Below are 17,257 nucleotides of genomic sequence, written 5' to 3' on the forward strand. Positions count from 1 at the left end.
ATCCGTCAATTGGGCTACGTGGCTATCTTTCGCGATGTCGACTCCCACCACCGCATGGTGTGGGGTTATACGGTCGATTCGTTGATTTATAGTGGCATTTCGGTTAAACTTCATAATAAGACGCCTCCTGATGGGTTTTTAGGGCCTTGACCCGTGACACCCCCATCATACGAGGCGTCCCTGTTTTTGTCCAAGGCCAAATATTAGCCTCTACAGGAATGTTTACTTCCGATCGCTCTTGTTCCCGGATTTCTTGAATATTTAAGCCCGTGAAACGAGTGAAATCCGAGAACAAAGGCGAACGCTTACGCTTTTCCAGAATTGCCTTCGCTTAGCGAAGTCTGCTTTTTCACCGGGCATTTTTGCTATCCGATGTATCCTATTGTCCCATAAAGCCCACCGCCGCACAATAGTATCCTGTAAGTGACTACACCACTTTGAAGTGCGTACTTCCTAAAATGAAACTTTGCTTTTACAATAAGTCTTGTTCATAAAGACATCCTAACTACCTAAAAGGAGTGACCCAGATGCAATTACAATTAGCATTGGATCTCGTTGATATTCCGGAAGCGAAAAAAGTCGTAAAAGAAGTAGAAGCTTATATCGACATCGTAGAAATCGGCACGCCGGTTGTCATAAATGAAGGACTTCGCGCAGTAAAAGAAATCAAGGAAGCCTTCCCTCATCTGCAGGTTTTGGCCGATTTGAAAATTATGGATGCCGGCGGCTACGAAGTGATGAAAGCTTCCGAAGCCGGCGCAGATATTATTACCGTGCTCGGCGCCTCCGACAACTCCACCATTCAAGGCGCGGTAGTAGAAGCGCGCAAGCAAAACCGCAAAATTATGGTCGACATGATCAACGTCAAAAACCTCGAAGAGCGGGCGCAAGAAATCGACGAGCTGGGCGTAGACTATATTTGCGTACACTCCGGCTACGATCATCAAGCCGCGGGCAAAAATTCCTTCGAAGAGCTCAACTCTATCAAACGCGTCGTGAAAAAGGCCAAAACGGCCATTGCCGGCGGCATCAAATTGAGCACGCTGCCGGAAGTCATTCAAGCTAGCCCGGATCTGGTCATCGTCGGCGGCGGCATTACGGGACTGGACGACAAAGCGGCGGGCGCGGCCGAAATGCGTAAGCTGATCCGCCAAGGGTAACGATGATGCAGATCACGGAATATACCCGGATCATGCTGACGGAGCTGCATGGCACCGCTAACCTGCTCTCCGATGAAGCCGCCGATGAGTTCGCGGACCGTATCGTCAGCGCGAAGCGCATCTTCACGGCCGGCGCAGGGCGGTCGGGTCTGATGATGCGGGCGTTCGCCATGCGGCTGATGCATCTCGGATTGAACGCCTATGTCGTCGGGGAATCGGTCACTCCCGGGATCGGCCGGGACGATCTTCTTATTATCGGCTCCGGCTCGGGCGAGACGAAAAGCCTCTTGTCGATGGCGCAAAAGGCCAAAAGCATCGGAGCCGACATAGCTCTGGTCACCGTCAACCCTGAATCAACCATAGGTCAATTATCCGATGCGACCGTCCGCATAGCCGCCTCTCCCAAAGAGCAGCAAGGCGGCGGCTCCGCTACCGTCCAGCCTATGGGTTCCCTGTTCGAGCAAAGCCTGCTCCTGCTGACGGACGCCCTCGTCCTCAAGCTGATGGATCGTCAAGGCATTGAGGCCGCGGCGATGTTCTCGAAGCACGCCAACCTGGAATAAGCGGGCCGGCTCAGAAGCTTCCGCATCGCAGTTGCCCGCCTTCATGCAGCTCACGTATCTCGCTCGCGCTGCGGGCTTGCGCGGTATATAAGCTTCTTCCAGCGGCTTACGAGCGCACAGGCCAAGCCAACGGAGCCGCAGACGGCAAGCCATCCGGCCCCTTCACAGACAAAGACGCCTCCGGCACCGCTTTAACATAAGCGGGAACGGAAGCGTCTTTTGGGGGTTACAGCCCGGGTTCGCGCCCGGCCTTCTCCACCTGCACGCGGCCGGAGAAGAATACGGCGCCGCCGCCCATATCGGCCTCGCGGTCCGGCGTCAACGCGTTGACGAGCCGCTTGCTGCCCGGCGCGTCGGCCCACAGCCCTTGGCTGACGACGACCCCGCTCAGCACGTCTTCGCCGACCGAAGCGGTCAGCTCGCATTCGCCGCGGCGATTCCAGACGCGCACGGCGTCGCCCGTCTGTATGCCGAGCGCCTCCGCATCGGCGGCGTTCATGAACAGCTTCGGCGTTTTCTCCATTCGCACATGCTTCTCGTTGTTCGAAAACGTCGAGTTGAGGAAGTTATGATTCGGCGCCGGTATGAACAGAAACGGCAGGTCCCCATCCTCGCACAGCGGCGTATACGTCGGCAGCGGCGGGAATCCTTTCTTCTCCATCGCTTTGGAATACAGCTCGATCTTCCCGCTCGGCGTGCGCAGCCGGCCCGGGAACAGAGGCTTCGCCTTCGCTTTCATAAACTGGCGCTCCGTCAATGCCTCGAACGTCATCCCTTCCAGATGCGGGTTAGCCGGATGATCGAGCGCCTGGCGGATCAGTTCCTCGTCCGTATCCTTCAGCGCCTGCTCCTCAAAGCCCATCGCCTGCGCGAGCAGCCGAAATACCTCGGTGTTCGACTTGCTCTCCCCGTAAGGCTCGATGACCGGCTGTTGAAGCTGAATGTAATGATGCCAATACGAGCGGTAAAAATCGGTATTCTCAAACGAAGACGTCGCCGGCAGCACAATATCCGCGTATTTGGCCGTTTCCGTCAGGAACAGCTCGTGAACGACCGTGAACAAATCCTCCCGCTCCAGCCCCTGCCTGACGCGGTTCGCGTCCGGAGCGACGACGGCCGGATTGGAGTTGTACACGTACAGCGAGCGGATCTTCGGCTCCAGCTCCAGCAGAGCGCTGCCGAGCCGGTTCATATTAATCCGGCGCGTGCTGCGCTTCAGCAGATCGGGCCGCTGCAGCGCGGCCGCGTTATGCTCCAGCACCGCGCCGTTGCCTTTGATCGCGCCTCCGCCCTTCACGAGCCATTGGCCCGTCAGCGCGGGCAGACAGGCAATCGTCCGGATGCACATGCCGCCGTTGTCGTGATGCTGCGGCCCGTTGCCGATCCGAATCAGCGACGGCGAGGTATCCGCGTACAAGCGCGCCAGCTTGACGATGTCCTCCGCAGGCACGCCGGTAATCGCGGACACCGTATGCGGGTCGTACTGCTTCACATGCTGTCTCAGTTCCTCGTGTCCGACGGTATACTGCCTGAGAAACGCCTCGTCCGTCTTGTTCTCGGCGAACAAAATATGCATGATGCCGAGAGCGAGCGCCGCATCGGTGCCCGGCATAATCGGGATAAACCAGTCGGCCCAGCGCCCCGTCTGATTTTTATGAACGTCGATGACGACGATTTTGGCGCCGTTCTTGCGCGCCTTCTCGGCGAGCACCACCTGATGCATATTCGTGCTGACCGTATTGATGCCCCACATGATGAACAGCTTGGCATCGACGGTATCCTCCGGGTCGGTGCCGACCGCGCCGCCCATCGTATAATTGTAACCCTCGGTGCCGGCGGCCTGGCAGATCGAATACAGCAATCGGCTGGCTCCGAGCCGGTGGAAAAACCTCCGGTCCATCCCTTCGGTCCCGATCCGTCCCATATTGCCGTAGAAGCTGTAAGGAAGAATCGCCTCGGCCCCATACGCATCGATCGTTTGCTTCCAGCGAGAGGTGATCGTATCGATCGCTTCCGCCCAAGATATGCGCTCGAAACGGCCTTCTCCCTTGCCGCCGACCCTCTTCAGCGGATACTGCAGACGCTTCGGATCGTAAATCCTTTCCCCCATATTGCGCACTTTATTGCAAATCGCGCCTTGGGTTACGGGATGCGAAGGATCACCTTCGATTTTGACGATTTTACCGTTCTCCTTATGAATGATCAATCCGCATTGATCCGGGCAATCCAGCGAACATACGGAGGGAAATACCCCATTAGCGGCATGCTTGGCAGAGTTCATTATGACATCTCCTTCCGGGTTAGACTGCCGGCGGCAAAGCTTTCGAATCACAAGCGCGCGGCCGCTTCGACAGACCGTTCCCGCTTGCTTCGTCTTCCTATTCAACAGAATTAATATATAACGTAGTTTAAAGTTTACGGCGGCAATAGTAAAGCAGGTTCATCGTCAACGCCCTGAATAATATGCTGCGCCCCAAAAACACGGAAAAGACGTTTCCAGGTCTTAAACCGCCTTAAGAAACGCCCTTGCCGTTATCGTGTTTTTCGTATGCCCAGCGTTCCGACTTGAGTTCCAACTCTCCCAAGCCGCGCCTATGCCCCCAACGTTCTGAAAGCCGCTTCCGGCACAGGGTCCGGATCTTTGTTCATATTCGCATGAATGTAGAACATGACGAGCGCGGCAAGCGAAGACAGCGTCCCGAGGAAAAATACCGCTCCAATGCCCCACAAGTCGAAAGCGTGGCCGAACAGGAGCGGTCCGATCATCCGTCCCACATTGGCGAATCCGCCGGCCAGCCCCATATAGAACGGCGCGTTGACTCCCGTGCGCTCGGAGAAAAACGTCGGAATCGCCGGCAGCAGCATCATTTCGCCCAACGTCGCCAGCACCATGCCTATAATCAAATACACATACAGCTCATGGAAAAATAAAATAAAGGAAAACGCCGCGACCGAAAACAGCGCGCTGACGAGCATTTGACGGACGATGTTTTGCGCGAAATTTTGTTTGATCCAGTTTGTAAACGGCTGGAAGGCAAGAATGACAATACCGTTCACCGTCCAGAGCAGACTGTAATACTTCAAATCCATTCCTTGCTCTTCAATATAAGGAGCGTCCACTGCGTAAAAGACAGCCAGAAAAACATCGAGCCGACGGATATAAATAAATACAGCCGGATGTTGCGCAGCAGACTGGAACGGTTCATCCGGACAGCCTCCGCCTGGACAGCGGCTCTAGCATCGTCATGCCCGTGGCGGCCATCCTCCTTGACTGCCGCCGCCGGCTCAGCGGATTCCAAAGAGTGAAGAGCGCGCTCTTTCATAAAAAAGAACAAAAACACCGCGAACAGCAGCGTCGTCGTTCCCGTCAGCACATACGTCAGCTGAAAGGAAACGGCGGCAACCAAGCCGCCGACCATGGCTCCGATGGACAAGCCGGCATTGTTGCAAACATACATCACATTGTACAAACGCCGGCGGTGCTCCTTCCACCGGAACCCTGCATAAGCGTTCATCGAGGGCATCGAGATCCCGTTCGTAAATCCCAGCAAGCAGACAAGCGTTATATACAAAGGCCAACTATCCGTGAAGGCGATCGCATACAGCGTGAGCGCCGAGATGATAAACGACCCCGAAATCATCGTTTTCGGTCCGATCCGGTAATACAGGTTGCCGCCGGTAAATTCCCCCAGCACGCTGCACAGCGCCTGGTACAGCACGACAAGCCCAGCTTCGCCGTACGATTTGCCCATCACATTATGCACATACAGCGTCGTCAGCGGCCACATCACCGCTTTGCCCGTCGCATTGACGCAGCTGGCGGCAATAAAAAATAAGGCGTCCCTCGGAAACTGCTTCCAAGAAGACGTTAACGATTGAAGTACCCGATTCGCATTCATCTTTTTTCCCACCATATCCATTCAGTCAGCTCTCGCGCCGTTACATTTCCGTATCTCCATCATATCAGGAGAGCCTCCCCGAAACCAGACTTTATCCTGTCGTCCGGGATAATTTTCATTATGCTGTAATCCGGGCTTGCAACCATTCAATGGCTCCGCTTCATTTGCATTTCCAGGACGCGGTCACGCGTGTCGGCCGGCCGGTACTTTTTCAACATTCCGCGGTCATAGGTAAAAAAGGCATAGGCATCGTCGTCGCCGATTTCAAAAAAAGTCTTGCCCTCCTCTACAAAAAGCGAAGAATAGGAAGGCGTATCGCCGGCCATATCCGGAAACAAGCCGGGGTCCAGCTGGACAACGGTTGATTCGAAGCGGCCCAGCTCCTGATTCCAGCGGTGAATTTCCACGGCAGGGGGCACCCAATCCGTTTGGTTTCCGACCCATTCAGTAACGCCGTCGCCGTCGAGATCCGCTGCCATGGCGCCGTGCCCTTGGAAATCGATGACCTTCCACGAATCCGTAGGTTGATGATAAACCGCAAGCCGTTTCTTCGCCGCCGCGGAATCGGACGTGCTTGCAATCTCGGCTCCGGTCCATTCCCCGGCGATCCAGTTCAACGGGGTAATCCGCACTTGCCCGGGAGCAGCAGCGGACAAGGAGCCCAGCTTCCACTCCGTCTGCAAGCCCTTAAGATATCCGGTCAAGTTCGAGGACGCATCCGTATCCAAATAAATGCGAATTTCTGCTTTTGTATCCGCAAGAGGAACGCTTTGAATCAGCTTAGCTCCGCTCGGAGGAGAAGCCTGTTCCAACGGCTGAACGGCGCTTTCGCCGAACGGAATCGCAGCCTGCTCCGGAAACAAGTCCGGGCGGTACGCCGCTTGCTTCGGCTGCTGATGGTGCTGATCGGATAAGAACTTTACGGGGATGACGCTTGGTTCGGCCATTCGCTCCGTGTCGCATCCGGCGACGGCAACGGTTAACACGGACAGCATAGTGAACGCGATACGCTGGAATTTATTCATCAATGTGGAAGGCTTCCTTTCTGTTAAATACATATCATAGCAGGCATCACGATAAATAACTTGAATCCAAACGACTACCAATGTTTTAGTTATGGTTATCGGGATCTTTCTTCAGCCAATATTTCGCGTTCTGATTATCCACCAGGTACCACACCGTACCTTTAGGATCTTCCCAATAAGCGCTCGGGTAAACGGTAACGTTAGCTAGCTGGAAACCGCCCAATTCCAACCCATCGAACGGAAACTGGTATAACGGGTGAGAGCCTTTGAGCTCCAAGGGAGCGCTCGTCTTCACCGTGTTCGACGGCTCCGTAAGCCCGAGATCCAACCAGCCGTCCCCGAAGCTCGTATGCACGTGGTATACGTCGGAATCGCGAAGCTGCTCAAAAGAGCTTACCGTCTGCGGGTGCAGCACAACGGAGAGCCCGCTTCGGTAAGTGGCGAACGCAAATAAAGGCGTGTCGTTATGCAAAGTCAAAGGTTCATTCTTCCGAATGACCGGTATCCCTTGCTCGTGGATATATTTCGGGCCTTGCTCCGTCTCCACCTGATAGCTGGTATCGTACACATTGACGTATTCGCCGGTAACGTGAAGCGTTTCGTTGACTGTCTGCTGGAACATCGGGCCGGCCATCGAGCCGTAAGGGCCGTAGTAATTGGGATCGTCCAGCAAAAATTGACCGCTCCCATAGTACGAATAATAATCCGCCGGCTTTACATATCCGATGCTTCCGACGGATAGATGCACCCACTGCTCTCCCAGGTTGGGAGTCTGTATGCGTACCCATCGTTTCTCATCGCTGCTGTTTGCGTAAAACCACATTTTCTCCGCTCCGGTTACCCGCACCTCTTGTGGAGTTAAAAGCGCAGTAGGAGGGACAGTGTCATCCATAGAGGCATAAGCAGGGGTCTTTGATACCAGATGGATTTTTTCTGGAGGAGGGACAGTGATATTCCATGGCTCAGGAGAAATCCATTTCGGACCGAGATAAGTGGAGATCAGCCACCAACTGCGTCCTCTCGCCCATTTATACTCTCCGCCGAGAACTTGAATGCCTTTCTGTGCGGCGAACGTGCCTACAGGGTCCGCGGCAGGATTTCCGGGCTCCGAATAAAAAGGGGTTTCGCTTAACAAATCGATCGTAGAGGGAATTCGAAACAGCTCAGGCGGGTTTACGATGACAGAACCGGAAGGAACCACGGCTTGTTCAACCGCAGAGGCCGTAACGGCATGAACACCGCTGCAGATCCAGATCATTGCGGCAATCGTACAAACGGTCCAATTTTTGCCCATAATATAGCTCCTTATTTTCCGAATGATACCATTTATTAACTCGATTGTTTAGACGCTAAAAAACGAAATTAGTTGTACAAGCGCCTTTGCAAATCAAGTCCAAATCCTGCAGGCAAACCTCTGCACAGTGATTGTAGCATCAATCCATCCGCTTCAGCACATTTCCAGCGGCTTGGTATGTTATTAAAAGTAATGATCATCTTTTCATTTACAAACCGATGGTCGGTTTGTATAATAATCGTATAAAGCGGCTCTGATCAGCCTCGCGCCAAGAAATCAAATTCCCCTACGAGAGGATGAATGCATAATGAACTTATGGCTTGTTCTGCATCTGATAGGAGCGGTCTTATTTGTAGGCAATATTATAACGGCGGCGTTTTGGAAAGTTCGCGCGGATTTGCAGAAAGACCCCGTTATTATCCACAGCGCGGCCAAGAACGTCATGCTCGCCGATATGGTCTTTACTTTGCCCGGGCTACTTCTCATCGTGCTCTCCGGCGTTGTTATGGCCGTTCGCGCCGATATGCCGATGATGGGGCTGAATTGGCTTACGCTATCGCTGATTTTATTCGCGATAACGGGCATCATCTGGCTGGCCGTGCTCATTCCGCTGCAGCGAGCTATGATCCGCCACAGCGCCGCGGACGTCCGGAATGGGCGCATGTCCGACGCTTATTCCCGCGCTTCCCGCTATTGGGCTATCTTCGGCGTAGCCGCTACACTGCTGCCTGTCGTTATCCTCTATCTAATGGTGAGCCGAAGCTTCTGAAAGGTGATGAAAAAATCCGTTGCGGCGCCTACAGGCAAAAAGCCGCTCTCCTTCTCAGCGTAAGGAGGGCGGCTCTGTAAGCCTAATCCGCGCAATCCGGCGCGGCGATTATGAAATCAGCTTCGTCTGTCTCGCCTTCTCGGCTACGCGCTTCGTATAACCGCTGAGCGGCTTCTTCAGCGCCAGAGCGACGACATAGCAAACCGCTATAAAGACGATCAGGAAAAGCACATCCTTCAGTACGGCGCTCAGGAGTATGCCCCCTACTGCCTCGCGCATCGCTCCGACCGCATAAGTAAACGGTACGAACGGATTCAGCTTCTGAAAGAACGTAGCCGCCGTGCTGACCGGGAACGTGCCCCCGGAGCTGGAAAACTGCAGCACGAGAAAAATAATCGCTATCCCTTTGCCGATATTGCCGAACACGGATACTAGCGTGTACGTGATGGTCACGAACACCGCGCTAATCAAAATCGCAAAGACGACGAACCAAAACTTATGGACGACATAGGTGCCGAGAATGAAGAAATCGCCGAGCGAGACGATGAGCGCCTGGAAGAAGCCGATCGTCAGGAAGATGCACATCCGGCCGAAGTAAATTTCGTAGCTTTTGTACACGATGCCTTCCGGATCCTCGACTTCCACCCGCATGAGCGACACGAGCAGCATCGCCCCGACCCACAGCGACAAGGTCGTATAGAACGGCGACATCGCCGAACCGTAATTCGGAATCGGGTACTTCTTCACCTCTTGGATGAGAACGGGATTGGCGAGAAAATCGCTCTCCTTCGTCATATCGTTCTGCAGCCAGTTCAGCAGCTCGGCGATGCTGCCTTCCCCCTCCACCTTGCGGATCTCGTCCGCCGCCTTATGTACGGCATCCTCCAGCTGCGGCAAATCGTCTCGGACCATATCCGCCACCTGATGCACCGCGCTCTCCACCTCGGGAAACTTGGTTTGGTACAAGTCGGCTACTTTGCGCAGCTCCTCCTCGGCCTCCGGCAGATCGTTGCGTACGAAATCGGCCGCCTGATGCACTTTTTGCCCGACCTTCGGCAGGTCGTTGCGAATGAAGGGAGCCGCCGCATTCAGCGCTTCGGTGAATTGCCCCATCTTCGTCTGCACCGCCTCCGCCGCTTCGTGAATCTTCGCGCGGATTTGCGGCAAATCCTGCTGCAGCGCCTCAAGCCCGCTCGCGGCGAATTGAATGCCCGCCTGCGCATCCTGCAAGATGCCCTTGATGTCCGGCAGCTTGTCTTTTAGCGTCCGCAGCACCTCGGCGCTGTTCTTGGCGACCGACAAAATCTGGTCTAACGCCTTCGTCACGTTCGGCACGATCTCCGAATCATACTTCGACAATATCGATCCGAGCGCCATGCTCGCTTCCTTGGACAGCTTGTTCAAGCTGGACACGATGTCCTTGGCCGGCTTCTCTCCGTTCTGAACCGCCGTCACGATAGCGCGGATTTGCTCAATCTGCTGGGTGAAGTTCGACCGTACGGCGCTCAGCCGCTCAATGTTGTCCGTCAGCGGAGCTTTGGGCAAATATTTGTTCAGCCGGGTGAACAAATCGATCTGGCGGTCGAGCACGTTCACCGCCGTCGTCAGCCGGTCCGCGGCAAAGCCGAGCACGGCGAGAAACGGCTTGGGATCGAGATTGGCATCCTGCAGCTGCTCTGTAATTTCGGTAACGTCGTCGGCCGTCTGCTGCATCAGGATCAAATTTTGCTTGACCACGGGAATGAGCGCCTGAAAAGCGGCGTCGTTGTTTTGCAAAAAACTCTGCAGCCCGTCCGCGAACGCGCCTCCGTCAACGGCGATCGCCTCCAGCTTCGGCAGCGCGTCCAGCGCGGCGCTCGTAATTTCTCCCGCTTTGCGGGTATCGTCCACCGCCTTGTTGAGCGCGTCCTCGACCTTGTAAAAGTTTTGGTCCAGCTCGGTCACCCGGTCGGCCGCCCGCTGAATGTCCGGCAGCTTCTCCTGAATGAGCAGCAGCTCGCCGGCGGCGTCCTCAATCTGGGGCCAGCGCTCCTCGATCTTAAGCACCGCGTCCCCGGCCTTGTCGATCTCGGGAATTTGCTGCTCCAGCCGGACGATTTTATCGCCCTTCTCCCTAATTTCCGGAAGCTTCTGTTCGATCTCCAGCGCCCTGTTCCCTACGCCTTCGATCTCGGGAAGCCGTTTCTCCAGCTCGAAGATGCGGCTCTCGATCTTACGGATCGTCGGCAGCTGCGCCTCGAACTCGAGTCCCAGCTCTTTCATGCGCGACAGTACCGTATCGCTGACCGTCCGGATAAAATTTTCGCTAATTTGCGTCGTCACGCTGGAAGCGCCCTTCTCGGTAATTTTCGGTGCGACGGCGTTTACTTTTTCATTAACGGTATAAATAATTTCCGGCTTTTGCGGATTGCCTTCCAGCACGCTGGCAATTTTGCCCGAGAAGTCGGCGGGAATGATCAGACTCGCATAGTAATCGCCGCGCTCCACGCCGTGCAGCGCCTCTTCCTCATCCACGAACGTCCAGCCCAGCTTATGATTATCATGGAGGCTGCTTATGACTTCGCTGCCGATATTGAACGTCTTGCCTTTGGCGGAAGCTCCCTCGTCCTTGCTGGTTACGGCGATCTTGATGCCCGACGTATTCCCGTAAGGGTCCCACATCGCCTTCAGGTTCACCCAGGCATAGACGGAAGGAAGAATAGCCAAAGCGACCATCAGCAGCAGCCCCGTAGGCACCTTGGCAATATTCAATAAATCCGTTTTATATATTTGAAATATGTTTTTCATCCGCAAATCACCCAGATTGTCTCATTTGTCGTTTAATTTATCCGTGTAAGCCCATTTCCATCCATTGAAGTTTTAGGGCGCTCTCCCCGCTTACATCTGAGCGTACGATTATAGCGCCCAAGGCTGGCGGACGGCCGTTACGGTTTCTCCGGTGGCGATAGCCCGCTCGATCATCATCCCGAGGTAATGGTCCTGCGAAGCTTCGCGAAGACTGTAAAATTCCGGCCCGCCCGCCGCATATTCGGCCATCAGCTGCAAGCAGGAGGCGATGCCGATCTCGTCGTCGTACAACCGCGCCGGGGCGAACGGATTGTCATACAGCCATTGATCCCCCGCCATAATGCCTTTAAGGAAATATCCTTCCTGATTCTCCTCCTCGCCGCGGTTAATTCTCTTAAGATCAAGATAGAGCGGCGTCGCATGATCGGCCAGTACGCGAATCCGGTTATCGAAAATTTCGCCGCGCTGCCCTCGCACCGACAAATGATTGGAGCGCGTCCAGGAGCGATGCTGGTCCTTCGTAAAATCGTAAATGCCCAGCTTATCGCCAAAATCGAGCCAGGCTAAGTCGCGCTGCAGCGCAACGATTCTCTCCTCGGCCGGCGGCCCGCTGCGGTCGGGCCCCGCAACCCAGTCGGACGTAAACCGCATTCCCCGGATACGGACTTCTTCGAAGCCGGCTCCGAGCATTTTGCGAATCAGGCTGACGCCATGATACAAATGCGAAATCGATACCGACGCCTCGGATATACGGCCGAGCCGACCGGAGCGAATGAATGCAAGCCGTGCCGCCTGAATCGGCTGCAGATGGTACTGCTCGGCCACCTGTACCCGGGCTCCGCGAAGCGTAAGCCGCTCGTGCAGCTCCAGCAGCCCTTCCAGATCGGGAGCCGGAGGAGTTTCGGCCAGGGCAGGGATGGACAGCTCCGCCAACCGGAGCAAGTAATCCGGGGAAGCGCTGCGGCTAACCGATACGACGACAAAATCCGGACGCTCCCGCTCCAGCAGCTTCTCCAGCGACGGATACACGTTCGTTCCCCACTGCCGCTGCATCGCTTGTCCTTTGGCCTCGTCCCTGACTACCATGCCGCTCACGCGGAACCGGTCCGGAAGCGCTTGGGCGATGCGAAGATAATATTGCGCGCGAAACCCCGCGCCGCCGATAATACTGAATTGAACGGGTTTGCTCATCATCGTTTACCTCCAACAGGCTTCCTCCCTACCGGCAGGAAACCAGCATATTTTTCCAAACCATCATACCATAAAAAAAGCGCGTCTCAAGCGCTATTCATCATAACATTTTATCGTCCGACAAAAACGTTCTATCGGGAAACCCAGTCTTCGCGTGATATGATAGATACCAAATGCAGTAAAGGAAGTGCTTTCTCGTGGATTCGTTCTGGAAACGCAATCTTATCGTCTTATGGATCGGCGCGTTCCTCGTCAGTATGGCTTACTCGGTGTCCATTCCGTTTATGTCGATTTTTTTGCAGGATGAACTCGGGGTGACGGATCATCTGGAAGCTTGGACGGGCGTTATCTTTGCCGTTACTTTTCTGGCCAGCTCGCTGATCGCTCCGTTCTGGGGCTCGCTCGCCGACAAGTACGGCCGTAAGCCGATGATGCTAAGGGCGGGGCTATGCCTGTCGATCGCTTACTTTTTATATTTTCTCGTGCAAAATCCGTACGAATTAATTTTGGTGAGAGTTATGGAAGGGCTGCTGGCGGGCTATATTCCGTCGGCGATAGCGCTCGTAGCCACCAATACGCCGGAGAAGCATGTCGGCTATGCGCTCGGGATCATGTCGACGGCCAGCGCGACCGCATCGATCATGGGTCCGCTGCTCGGAGGCATCGTAAGCCACTGGGTCGGACCGCGGCAGACGTTTTTTCTCGCGGGGATCATGGTGCTGATAGCCTTCCTCATTGCGCTCTTGTGGATTAAAGAGCCGTCGTTCAACCGCTCGGAAGGGAAACGCTCCTCCGTGACGAAGGATCTTAAAGAAGCGGCGTCGAACCGGATGCTGATGTCGGCGCTGTTCATCGTCTTTATTACCTCCACCTCGATCATGATTCTTGAACCGCTGCTTACCATCTATGTGCTGAAGCTCGGTTCCTCGCAAAATTCGGCTTCGCTGCACGCAGGCATCATCTTCTCGGCCGTAGGCGTCGCCACGCTGATCGCCGCGCCTCGTTGGGGAAGAATCGGAACGAAGGTCGGCTACGAGAAGGTGCTCTTTATCGGGCTCATCGGCGGCGGAATCGGCAATCTGCTGCAAATTTTGTTTCACAATCTGGTTGGCTTCGGATCGCTGCGCTTCGTATACGGATTGTTTTTCGCCGCCGTCTTCCCGGCGCTTAACGCCTTTATCGCCAAGCATACGGACCCGGGCTTCCGCAGCCGCGCCTTCAGCCTGAACCAATCCGCCAACCAGATGGGGCTGCTGCTGGGCCCGCTGATCGGCGGCTTCCTGGCGACGCAGCTGTCGATTCCCATCGTGTTCGCCATCAACGGCTGTATGCTGCTGCTTGTCGCTCTGCTGTTGAAAATGCCCAAGTTCTCCTTCAATGCGGCTTCTTCTCCCTTGAAAGAGACCTCGAAATAACCGGCTCCCGCCCGGCCCGGCTCAGCAAAAAGCCAACCTGACTCAGGTTGGCTTTTCCGTTTCTGCCCGCCGCAGAACGGCGGCCGCAGCGCAGCATGTGAATAACTAAATCTGTGGATATGTTGACAGAACGTCTAAACATATGCACAGCAAGTCTGAATGATCTGTTTATTATGTGGATAACACTGTGGATAATTTGTGTGTTAACTTTTATAAGCATGGTGAAAAAAGATCAAATGCGCGCCGCAGCGGACTTTTTCGCCACATTTTTATAAGTCCACCTGCAAATAACAGTCTTCCTCCAGGCCCTGCGCATCGGCTGTCGGTTTGAAACCTTTCACCTGAGTATTAAACCGTTCGATATGGCCTGAAAGCGTCTCATCTTCCATCGTCACAAAGCCGATCGTCAGCTTCTCCCCGCTTAGCTCGATCAGGCGAAAGGCCGGATGATCCAGACAAGCCGCCGTTTGTATGTAATGCCAGCCGTCGCGGGACACGATCGAATTGAGGTGGTTATGCCCGCAGAAGTAGAAAGCCGGGCCTTGCTTCGCCCGCAGCGCCGATTGGATATCGATATCGGGATGAATCGATAATTTGTCCTTAGTCGAATGCGCCGTCGTATCGTATACCGGATGATGAGCGAACACCAGCACCGGCTTGCCGCCGGATTGCTCCAATTGCTCCTTAAGCCATGCGAGCTGCCGTTCGTCCAGCTCTCCGCCCCAATCCGAACGATTCATTTCCTTCGTAGAATCGAGGAATAAGAGCTTGGCTTCGTCCAATTCAATCGCGCCGTAACGCTGCTGGCCAGTAATGGCGAGAATCTCGGTCTTGGGAATCGAATATGTGTCGTGATTGCCCAGCACGTGAATAAAGCTGCGCCCGCTGCCGTTAATTTGCTCAAAAACGTAGCGGAATTCCTCCGGGTATCCGCCGTGCGTAAGATCCCCTAGCGAAATATGCAAATCCGCCTCGGTCTGCAAGAACGCATCCAGCATCGTCTTGTAAGCCGCATCCCTTGCTTCAAGCATCTCGGCCGTACCGCCGTCCATCCGTGAATAATGAAAATCTCCCAACAATGCAATACGCATACCTGGTACCCTCCCATTTTTGACGAACTGCTTGCCTTTTCCTACTATATGCCGCACTTTGCTTGCGCTATGACGGGGGGTTGTCCTGCGCGCCGGTCCGGCGGCTATTGACCGATACGCCATGAAACCGGGCCCTATGCGGGCAGGTTTGTCCCAAAAACACGGAATACCTAGCAATCCTCTCCGTCAATAGCATCGTACCTCACCGGCCTTGGAAAAGAAACGGTTCTTGATAAAAAAACTCGCCGAGAGAGCAAAAAAAAAGCAAAAACAGCCCTCCCCAGCGGGGAAGACTGCTGCGTTTCGTATTAACTATTAATGTGCCGGGTCGGCATGATCGATATGCTTCAGATGGTTCCGATTCATCAGCACGAACAGCACCGAGACGAGCACGAAGCATCCGCCTACGATGAACGGAACATGAGGGTTGAACCATTCCGCCAATTTGCCCGCCAGCCACGGAGCGATAGCGCCTCCGAGAAAGCGCAGGAAGCTGTACGCGGCTGAAGCGGTCGGACGTTCCACCGGCGCTGCCTGCATAACTGCCGTAGTAATCAATGTATTATTATTGCCCAGGAAAGCTCCGGCAATGATAACGGAAATAATAACGACCGCCTTGCTCGAAGTCCATATGCCCATCGCAAGCAGCGTCGCCGCGAACAGCGTAAGCATAGCGCACATGGAAGAGATCGTGCCGAACCGTCTTTGCAGCTGCGGAGCAACAAATACCGATGTGACGGCAAGCAGCAGGCCCCAGCCGAGAAAGACATAGCCCAGACCGCGTTCCTTCAACTGCATGACGAAAGGAGCATAGGCGAGCAAAGTAAAGAACCCGAAGTTATACAGCAGAGCGGTGATCCCGAGCGTGGATAAACCGCGGTATTTCAAAGCCCGAAACGGATCGAGAATGGAGCTTTTGGCCTTCGTCATTTGTTTCGTTTTGGGCATCATGACCAAGAGGAATATAAATGCCACCACCATTAATACGCCGACGCCGTAGAACGGACCGCGCCATGATATGGAGCCCAGTTCCCCGCCGAGCAGCGGTCCGACCGAAATCCCGAGTCCGATAGCGGCTTCGTACAAAATGATAGCTTGAGCCGTTCCCGCTCTGGACAGGGACACGATAGCGGACAATGCCGTAGCTACGAACAGCGCATTGCCAAGCCCCCAACCGCCGCGCAGCCCGACAAGCGCCCAGATGCTGTTCGAGGCGCCGCCCAGCGAGGCGAATACGGCAATGATGATGATCCCGCAGAGAAGCGTCCATTTGGTCCCCAGCCGTGACGACACGACTCCGGTAATCAGCATGGCCACGGCCATGACGATATTATAGCTGGTGAACAGCAAGGTCACCTGGCTTTGCGATGCGTTCATTTTCTCGGCAATGGCGGGCAAGATCGGGTCTACCAGACCGATCCCCATAAAAGCGATAATGCAGGCGAAGCCGACGGCCCATACCGCCTTCGGCTGACTTAACAAGCTTCCTTTCTGCGATGATGAGGAATCCATCATTTCTTCCATCTCCTTGTTTTATTGGTTTTGATCCATTTTATTGATCGCGTTCAGCACGCGGTTGTGGAATTGCTTGATCTCGTCGCGCATCTCAATCATCTTCACCAGCTTCTCTTCGATCAAATCCAGCTGATGCTTCACGACGGGCTCCAGTTCCTCAAGCTTGCGCTTCTTTTCGGAATCGTCCGATATGAGGCGGTAGCCTTGGCGGTGGCTCTCCAGCTCCTCCGTAATGCTGACGTAATGCTGCAGCTCCTGCAAGGAAAATCCAAGCACATCGCGGGCGTTAATGAGCTTCTTAAGCCGGTCGATATGATCGCGGGTATACAACCGGATGCCCCCCTCGCTTCGTTCCGGGGGAGGCAGCAGCCCGATCTCCTCATAATACCGGAGCGTCCGCTTGGTTAATCCGCACTCTTTGGCCACATCGTCGATTTTATATTTTTCCGTCATTATGCAGCTCCTCCGTGTCAATCTAACAGTATCCATCATATCTAACCTTAACGTTAACGTCAAGTATTTCTTTTTATTTTTACCCCCTGTCTTTT

Annotated in this window: 14 protein-coding genes; 4 read left to right on the forward strand and 10 right to left on the reverse strand. The window is 54.7% G+C overall.

Annotation, left to right across the window (positions count from 1 at the left end; genetic code table 11):
• Positions 1-527: 527 nt before the first annotated feature.
• Positions 528-1,160, forward strand: coding sequence for a 3-hexulose-6-phosphate synthase (gene hxlA / locus N0M98_RS22555; RefSeq protein ID WP_249865821.1), 633 nt, complete (start codon positions 528-530; stop codon positions 1,158-1,160).
• A gap of 5 nt (positions 1,161-1,165) precedes the next feature.
• The gene (gene hxlB, locus N0M98_RS22560; protein ID WP_249866307.1) at positions 1,166-1,723 is read left to right on the forward strand and encodes a 6-phospho-3-hexuloisomerase; all 558 of its coding nucleotides are present in this window, start codon (positions 1,166-1,168) and stop codon (positions 1,721-1,723) included.
• Between the two features lie 226 nt (positions 1,724-1,949).
• On the opposite strand, the gene N0M98_RS22565 is transcribed toward hxlB, so the two are convergent.
• The 5 genes from N0M98_RS22565 to N0M98_RS22585 form a co-directional block, all read right to left on the reverse strand.
• Positions 1,950-4,004, reverse strand: coding sequence for a molybdopterin-containing oxidoreductase family protein (locus N0M98_RS22565; protein WP_249865822.1), 2,055 nt, complete (start codon positions 4,002-4,004; stop codon positions 1,950-1,952).
• 311 nt (positions 4,005-4,315) lie between these two features.
• A complete protein-coding gene (locus N0M98_RS22570; protein WP_259619250.1) occupies positions 4,316-4,813 on the reverse strand; it encodes an MFS transporter in 498 nt (165 codons plus the stop codon).
• Entirely contained in the window at positions 4,804-5,622 is an 819-nt protein-coding gene (locus N0M98_RS22575) for an MFS transporter (protein ID WP_259619251.1), read from the reverse strand. Before N0M98_RS22575 ends, N0M98_RS22570 begins: the two co-directional genes overlap by 10 nt.
• A 146-nt stretch (positions 5,623-5,768) precedes the next feature.
• Entirely contained in the window at positions 5,769-6,650 is an 882-nt protein-coding gene (locus tag N0M98_RS22580; RefSeq protein WP_259619252.1) for a hypothetical protein, read from the reverse strand.
• 82 nt (positions 6,651-6,732) lie between these two features.
• Positions 6,733-7,941, reverse strand: a complete 1,209-nt coding sequence (locus N0M98_RS22585) for a hypothetical protein (protein ID WP_259619253.1) — start codon at positions 7,939-7,941, stop codon at positions 6,733-6,735.
• A 307-nt stretch (positions 7,942-8,248) separates the two neighbouring features.
• Here N0M98_RS22585 and N0M98_RS22590 point away from each other — a divergent pair, with 307 nt between their 5' ends.
• Entirely contained in the window at positions 8,249-8,710 is a 462-nt protein-coding gene (locus N0M98_RS22590; protein ID WP_249865826.1) for a DUF2269 family protein, read from the forward strand.
• A 108-nt stretch (positions 8,711-8,818) separates the two neighbouring features.
• On the opposite strand, the gene N0M98_RS22595 is transcribed toward N0M98_RS22590, so the two are convergent.
• The gene (locus tag N0M98_RS22595) at positions 8,819-11,497 is read right to left on the reverse strand and encodes a YhgE/Pip domain-containing protein (RefSeq protein WP_259619254.1); all 2,679 of its coding nucleotides are present in this window, start codon (positions 11,495-11,497) and stop codon (positions 8,819-8,821) included.
• Between the two features lie 108 nt (positions 11,498-11,605).
• On the reverse strand, positions 11,606-12,688 hold the full coding sequence (locus tag N0M98_RS22600) for a Gfo/Idh/MocA family protein (protein ID WP_249866308.1): 1,083 nt from the start codon (positions 12,686-12,688) through the stop codon (positions 11,606-11,608).
• Positions 12,689-12,885: 197 nt separating this feature from the next.
• Between N0M98_RS22600 and N0M98_RS22605 the strand changes: the two genes are divergently transcribed.
• Positions 12,886-14,103: an MFS transporter gene (locus N0M98_RS22605; protein WP_259619255.1), complete on the forward strand. Its 1,218-nt coding sequence runs from the start codon at positions 12,886-12,888 to the stop codon at positions 14,101-14,103.
• A gap of 269 nt (positions 14,104-14,372) precedes the next feature.
• On the opposite strand, the gene N0M98_RS22610 is transcribed toward N0M98_RS22605, so the two are convergent.
• The 3 genes from N0M98_RS22610 to N0M98_RS22620 form a co-directional block, all read right to left on the reverse strand.
• Positions 14,373-15,194: a metallophosphoesterase family protein gene (locus tag N0M98_RS22610; protein WP_259619256.1), complete on the reverse strand. Its 822-nt coding sequence runs from the start codon at positions 15,192-15,194 to the stop codon at positions 14,373-14,375.
• Positions 15,195-15,509: 315 nt separating this feature from the next.
• Positions 15,510-16,709: an MFS transporter gene (locus tag N0M98_RS22615; RefSeq protein WP_259619257.1), complete on the reverse strand. Its 1,200-nt coding sequence runs from the start codon at positions 16,707-16,709 to the stop codon at positions 15,510-15,512.
• Positions 16,710-16,727: 18 nt separating this feature from the next.
• Complete coding sequence (locus tag N0M98_RS22620) at positions 16,728-17,162, reverse strand: MerR family transcriptional regulator (protein WP_249865831.1); 435 nt, start codon at positions 17,160-17,162, stop codon at positions 16,728-16,730.
• Positions 17,163-17,257 lie beyond the last annotated feature (95 nt).

Source organism: Paenibacillus doosanensis, from assembly GCF_025060755.1.
Lineage (GTDB): Bacteria > Bacillota > Bacilli > Paenibacillales > NBRC-103111 > Paenibacillus_S > Paenibacillus_S doosanensis.

What these genes read in the sequence shown, in the direction of transcription:
- hxlA (WP_249865821.1), top strand. Translation starts at nt 528, where the DNA reads ATGCAATTACAATTAGCATTGGATCTCGTTGATATTCCGGAAGCGAAA.
- hxlB (WP_249866307.1), top strand. Translation starts at nt 1,166, where the DNA reads ATGCAGATCACGGAATATACCCGGATCATGCTGACGGAGCTGCATGGC.
- N0M98_RS22565 (WP_249865822.1), bottom strand. Translation starts at nt 4,004, where the DNA reads ATGAACTCTGCCAAGCATGCCGCTAATGGGGTATTTCCCTCCGTATGT.
- N0M98_RS22570 (WP_259619250.1), bottom strand. Translation starts at nt 4,813, where the DNA reads ATGGATTTGAAGTATTACAGTCTGCTCTGGACGGTGAACGGTATTGTC.
- N0M98_RS22575 (WP_259619251.1), bottom strand. Translation starts at nt 5,622, where the DNA reads ATGAATGCGAATCGGGTACTTCAATCGTTAACGTCTTCTTGGAAGCAG.
- N0M98_RS22585 (WP_259619253.1), bottom strand. Translation starts at nt 7,941, where the DNA reads ATGGGCAAAAATTGGACCGTTTGTACGATTGCCGCAATGATCTGGATC.
- N0M98_RS22590 (WP_249865826.1), top strand. Translation starts at nt 8,249, where the DNA reads ATGAACTTATGGCTTGTTCTGCATCTGATAGGAGCGGTCTTATTTGTA.
- N0M98_RS22595 (WP_259619254.1), bottom strand. Translation starts at nt 11,497, where the DNA reads ATGAAAAACATATTTCAAATATATAAAACGGATTTATTGAATATTGCC.
- N0M98_RS22600 (WP_249866308.1), bottom strand. Translation starts at nt 12,688, where the DNA reads ATGAGCAAACCCGTTCAATTCAGTATTATCGGCGGCGCGGGGTTTCGC.
- N0M98_RS22610 (WP_259619256.1), bottom strand. Translation starts at nt 15,194, where the DNA reads ATGCGTATTGCATTGTTGGGAGATTTTCATTATTCACGGATGGACGGC.
- N0M98_RS22615 (WP_259619257.1), bottom strand. Translation starts at nt 16,709, where the DNA reads ATGATGGATTCCTCATCATCGCAGAAAGGAAGCTTGTTAAGTCAGCCG.
- N0M98_RS22620 (WP_249865831.1), bottom strand. Translation starts at nt 17,162, where the DNA reads ATGACGGAAAAATATAAAATCGACGATGTGGCCAAAGAGTGCGGATTA.